Genomic DNA, 5,856 nt, shown 5'->3' on the forward strand with positions numbered 1-5,856 from the left:
CGCTCGAGGCGCAACGCACCGACGTCCAGGCACTCGAAGCCGATGCCTGCGACCGCGGCTGGCCCGACGAAGCTGCTCGCCACCACCGCGTTGCAGACGCACTGACCGATCACCTTCACCGGCTCGACCGCTGACCCAAATCGCGAACCTGAGGTTGACCCACACGCGAAGGCCGGTTAAAGGAGAGACTGAACAAGGAGATCCGCCGCAGAACCGATGTCGTCGGAATCTTCCCCGATCGCACCGCCCTCATCCGGCTCGTCGGAGCCGTCCTCGCCGAGCAGCACGACGAGTGGATCGAAGCCCGCCGCTATCTCGGCCTCGACGTGCTCGCCCGCTCCCGCGGCACCCACGCAACACCCGAACCTACCGAGGAGGTGACGCCGGCGGCTCTGACCGCATAACCCCACGAGGAGTCACGCGACGACCGTCGTACACCACGCCCTGGGACTTGACCCACCCCACCGGGGACCACTGGGCGTTGAGGTGGCACAACATAGGGGGACGACTTCGGCTATTGGGGATCTGACGTATTCCCAGCACGGTTTGCCGTCCTCAATGGCTGGGTGCCCCCTGAGGCAGGTTCGGACGTGCGCGATGGGCCGCTCACCTTTGCGGGATGCCAGGGGCATGAATGGCGCTGCGCTGAGGATCGATCCGACGGTCGAAAGTACTGCGTCCTCCCGACCGTCGATGCACGAGGTACCGCTTCAGACCGTCTCGGTTCGGACGGAGTCGGCCTGAAGCGGTGGAACGGTTGCGGCGTTCACTGGGGCGCCGGCCGCGGCAACCGCACTCGGGCGTCCTCAGTAGATGTTCGGGCTCAGGAACGGCTCGTCCCCGCGCGCAGCGAAGATTTGAGCGCGGGTCGCAATGTCGTCGTAGACCCGGGTCTCCTTGACGATCCGGCCAGACTGGATCAGGAATTGCGAGATGCCGAGGATCTCGACGGGCGAGCCGGTCAGCGGACCGAAATCGGCTGCCCCATCGTAGAGTCCAGAGAATTTCCAGGTGACGGCCACCCGTAGTCCTGCATACCGCGGTGAGTCATGGGTGACGACATCACGAACTTCGAACCTTCCGCCCGGGAACGGCCTCAGCATCCTCAGCAGCGCCCGCCGGTACCCCTCGGGGCGCACGATCGTGCGGTCGTCGATGGTGTTGAGGACCAGATCCCGGATCCAGAACTCTTCAACTCGTTCGAGTTCACGCCCATTCCAGACTGCCTCGATGAATTCGAGCACCATCTGCACCTCGTTCCGGTGATCATCCGGGCGCGGACCGCTGTCACCGACGGCGATGACATCGGCGGGGGCGGGTTCGACCATCGAACCGCTGAATCCGCGAAACGCCTTCAATCGGGCCAGCTCGTCGGGGTCCTGGCCGAGCTGTCGGGCGACCGCGACGCCGTCACGGACCACCCATTCCTCCACCATCCGGCCGCGGCGGTACAGGCAATTGGCGATCCCGCGGGTGCGGAAGTCGAGGTTCTCCAGATCGGTACTCAGTACGAGGTGCGAGCTGAGGAAGGCATCGTCACCACGGGCCTCCCAAATGATGTCCTCGGCCTGCCCGACCCGGTTGGGGGTGTTCGAGATGCGCATCAGGCTTCCCTGGATGACCTCCTCGCGGGTCACCGAGGTGCCGTACACACCGTGGACGATCGAATCGTCCACGTAGTTCTCCCGGATGTGCCCGATCGCCCGCTTGATCCAGATCAGATCGGTCACCTCCCGGATGAAATCGTCGGGATCTGCATAGGGCTCGTAGGCAATCGGCTTCAAATCCATGCGATAAGTATACATACGTATGCGCACGGTTCAAGGGTTGAAGAGGTGTGACTGAGCCGTACCGTGCGTGCCCCCGGCGCGCCGGTGATGGGCCGGAACCGCTCGCTCAGTGAGGATTTCGCCGAGCGGAGGATGATGCCGTCGAGGTTCGTGGCGGTTCCGCCGTGTTGTCAGGTGTTCGTGGGGCTCGGTCACCTGCTACGACTCGACACTGGCGACTGTGATCGAACCTCGCCGGGGACGTCGGATTCCGGTTCTCTGCCGACCCGCGTGGATTCCGTATGCATCCGCGCGAGCCGGTGTTCGCCGCTGCCCGCGCCGGTCTGGTGATCGGGCGCCACGGCTGCGCGATCCGTGCGGGGACGGCCGTCGGTGCGGCGGTGACGGTGTACGTCAGAGGAGTAGTCGTGCCCGACGATCTGGCGGCTTCGGAATCGATCGGTGACCCTCACGGTCGTGGACACCGTAACCGCCCCCGAACCGTGCATCGTTGTCGGAGTGTGCGCCGGTCGTGCTCCGAAATGTTGCGGCGGACCGGAAGTTCGGTCATGTGCGAGTGCCGCCTATTCCTCGAGGTCCGGTCGGGTGGGGGTGCCGAGTGTGTTGTCGAGTGCGATCAACAGCGAGGCCATATCGCGGGATGAACCGCTGCCAGGTGCGCCCACCATGCTGCGGATCTGACGGGCCGCGACCGTGAGGGCGGACATCGTTTTCGTCGTCCCGAGCTCGGCGTCGGCGTCGTCGAGGACGGAGTGGGCGCGGTGGATTCGTGATCGGTTGACCGAGTACCACTCGGCGATTCGGTGCTCGGTGGTATCCGCCGGGGAGCTGACTGCAAGCGCGTCGAGGGTCAACGCCCGCAGTGCAGAGTGCAACTCGTCGCGCAGTGCGAGGCGGGCGAGGGAGTCCCATTTGTCGGTGGGCGTCAGTGCGGACACCGCGGTGAGCAACTGTCCGATCCGCAGGTGGGTCGAGAGCGCAAAGTAGACCGGCGCGACCACCTCGGGGTCGGCGCCGTGGGAGAGTTCGGCGGCGTCGACGATGTTGAGCAGGCTGAACGAGTCGAGCAGGCCCGCGGCCTGGTCAGCGATGGTGGAGGGGACTCCGGAGGAGACGAATGCGGCGGCTTTGGCGCGTACTTCTTCGGCGTCCGGACCGGAGAGCCACTGGGGCATCGATGTGGACAGTGCGGTGACCGTGCCCTGGTACCGGCTGATCTCGGCGCCGACGGCGACCGGTTGTGGTCGGTTGGTCAGGAACCACCGGGTGGCCCGGTCGAGCAGCCGGGTGATCTCGCGTTGCAGTGCGGCGACCGCGGCTGCGGGCAGTTGCGGATCGGCACGGCGAATGGTCTCGCGCAGCTGCCGAATGCCGAAGACTTCCGAGGCGACCAGGTGCGCCCGCACCACGTCGGGGGTGTCGGCTCCGGTCTCGTCGCGCATTCGCATCACGTAGGTGGGTCCGCCGACGTTGATGATGTCGTTGGCCAGTGCGGTGGCGATGATGTTCCGGCGCAGCGGATGTGAGCTGATCTCGGTGGCGAAGTCGCGGCGGAGCCGGTCGGGGAAGTAGTCGGTCAACAACCAGTGGACGTGGTCGACATCGGGCAGGTTGCCGGCGAGCACGGCTGCCTTGACCGCCAACTTCACGTGCGCGACGACGGTCGCGAGTTCCGGGGAGGTCAGTGCGGCACCTTCGGTGTGCAGTGTCCGGATCGCCGCCTTGGACGGCAACGCCTCGAGGTCCCGGTCCAGGCCGGTGGTCTCCTCGAGTTCGCTGATGAGCCGGGCGTGCATGGGGAATTGGCTGTTCCCGGTGCCGCGGACCATGCTGAGCAGTTCGTTCTGATTGCGGTTGTCGGCCAGGACCAAGTCGGCGACGTCGTCGGTCATTGATTCCAGCAGGGGGGTGCGTGCGTTCGGGTCGAGGCGACCGTTGCGGATGGCGGCATCGAGGACGATCTTGATGTTGACTTCGTGGTCGGAGCAGTCGACACCGGCGGAGTTGTCGAGCGCATCGGTGTTGATCCGGCCGCCGGCGCGGGCGTACTCGATGCGGCCGCGCTGGGTCAGTCCGAGGTTTCCGCCTTCCCCGATCACGCGGGCACGCAGGTGGTTGCCGTTGACTCGGACGGCGTCGTTGGTTTTGTCGCCGGCGTCGGCGTGGGTTTCGGTGGAGGCCTTGACGTAGGTGCCGATGCCGCCGTTCCAGAGCAGATCGACCGGGGCCTTCAGGATGGCGGTGATCAGTTCATTCGGGGTCGGCGCGGAGACGGTGTGACTGATGCCCAGCGCGGTGCGGGCCTCGGGGGTGAGGGGGATGCGTTTGGCGGTGCGCGGGACGATGAAGCCGCCGGGCGAGAGCGCGGCGGGGTCGTAGTCGGACCAGCTCGAGCTGTCGAGTGCGAACAGGCGGGCCCGTTCGGCGTACGAGGTGGCCGGGTCGGGGGTGGGATCGACGACGATGTGCCGGTGATCGAACGCGGCGACCAGTTGCAGCTGCCGGCTCAACAGCATGCCGTTGCCGAAGACGTCGCCGCTCATGTCGCCGATACCGACGACGGTCGTCGGGGCTGTCATGACATCGTGGCCGAGTTCGCGGAAGTGCTGGGTGACCGATTCCCAGGCGCCGCGGGCGGTGATCGCCATGGCCTTGTGGTCGTAGCCGACGGATCCGCCGGAGGCAAAGGCGTCGCCGAGCCAGAAGCCGCGTGCGCACGCGACGGCGTTGGCGTGGTCGGAGAAGGTGGCGGTGCCCTTGTCCGCGGCGACGACGAGGTAGGTGTCGTCGCCGTCGTGCCGCACCACGTCGGGATCGGCGAGCACCCGACGGTCGGTGACGTCGAGGTTGTCGACGACGTCGAGCAGTGCGCCGATGAAGATGCGATAGCAGACGACGGTCTCGTCGAGTTGCCGCGCCCGGTCGAGGGCGGGGCCTCCGGCTTTGTGGTCGGGTTCTTTGACGATGAATCCGCCCTTGGCTCCTGCGGGCACGATGACCGCGTTCTTCACCGACTGTGCCTTGGCCAGACCGAGAATCTCGGTGCGGAAGTCCTGGGGGCGATCGGAGTGCCGCAGTCCGCCGCGGGCGACCTTCCCGAACCTCAGGTGCATCCCCTCGACGCGGCGGGAGTAGACGAAGATCTCGCTCAGCGGCCGCGGGTGCGGTGCTTCGCCGATCGCGTGGGGGGTCAGCTTGAGGGTCAGCGCCTCGGTGGCCCGGTCGGCGAAGTAGTTGGTGCGCACGGTGGCCTGGATCAGCGAGGAATAGGCGCGCAGGATCCGGTCGGCGTCGAGGCCGGTGACGGCGTCGATGGCCTGGCTCAGGGCATCGACGTCCGGCTCGAGTTGTTCGAGGGAAGCGGCGGTGGCGGGATGGAATCGGCGGGTGAACAGGGCGACGAGGGCGCGGGTGGTCGCCGGATTGTCCAGCAGCACCGAGCAGATGTAGCTCTGGCTGAACGGAAGGGAAATCTGCCGCAAGTAGCGGGCATAAGCCCGCAGCATCTCGGCTTCGCGCCAGGACAGGGAGGCGCCCAACACCAGGGCGTTGAACCGGTCGATTTCGATCTGGCGGGTCCAGATCGCCCACAAGGTCGACGTGACCGACTCGGCGAGGGTGCCCGAGTCGATACGGTCGGTGACGGCCGGATCGATCTGGAGTCGGAAGTCGTACCGCCAGCACTGCAATCCGTCTCCACGGGTGAATTCGGTGGGACGCTCGTCGAGCACCTCGATATTCATCGAGTGCAGCATCGGCATGATCGTGCTCAGCGAGGCGCTGTGGCCGACCAGATAGATTGTCAGACGCACGATCCCGCGGGCGCTGTCAGTGGCGCTGATCGCGTCGAGGCGGAAGTCGACGTCACCGTCGGAGAGGGCGGCGACCTTGTCGTTATGCTCACTCGAGAGGACCGGCGCTCTCTGCTCGCTCGAATGTGCTGGGCGGAGCTGGCCGGTGTCGGTCGTCATGTGCGCTGTCCTCCGTCGGAGTGAACCTGGGTGCCGAAGCGAGCGAAGAAGAGTGGAAGCGGGGTGGCGGCCACCGCGGCGGCGCAAGGTGGCCG

2 protein-coding genes and 1 pseudogene are annotated in these 5,856 nt (G+C 66.4%); 1 reads left to right on the forward strand and 2 read right to left on the reverse strand.

The window, feature by feature from the left end:
* Positions 1 to 182 precede the first annotated feature (182 nt).
* Positions 183 to 404 (forward strand): annotated as a pseudogene (locus AC1D1G_RS40455) (transposase); the annotation flags it as partial.
* 402 nt (positions 405 to 806) lie between these two features.
* Here AC1D1G_RS40455 and AC1D1G_RS40460 read toward each other — a convergent pair.
* Positions 807 to 1,817, reverse strand: coding sequence for an ester cyclase (locus AC1D1G_RS40460; protein ID WP_477956405.1), 1,011 nt, complete (start codon positions 1,815 to 1,817; stop codon positions 807 to 809).
* A 536-nt stretch (positions 1,818 to 2,353) separates the two neighbouring features.
* Positions 2,354 to 5,761 carry an NAD-glutamate dehydrogenase domain-containing protein gene (locus AC1D1G_RS40465; protein WP_477956406.1) on the reverse strand — a complete coding sequence of 1,136 codons (3,408 nt, stop codon included), beginning with the start codon at positions 5,759 to 5,761 and terminating at the stop codon, positions 2,354 to 2,356.
* Between the last annotated feature and the right edge of the window lie 95 nt (positions 5,762 to 5,856).

This window comes from Rhodococcus sp. P3_B8 (assembly GCF_056402775.1).

Coding starts and splice junctions, on each gene's coding strand:
- AC1D1G_RS40465 (WP_477956406.1), bottom strand. CDS start 5,761: ATGACGACCGACACCGGCCAGCTCCGCCCAGCACATTCGAGCGAGCAG.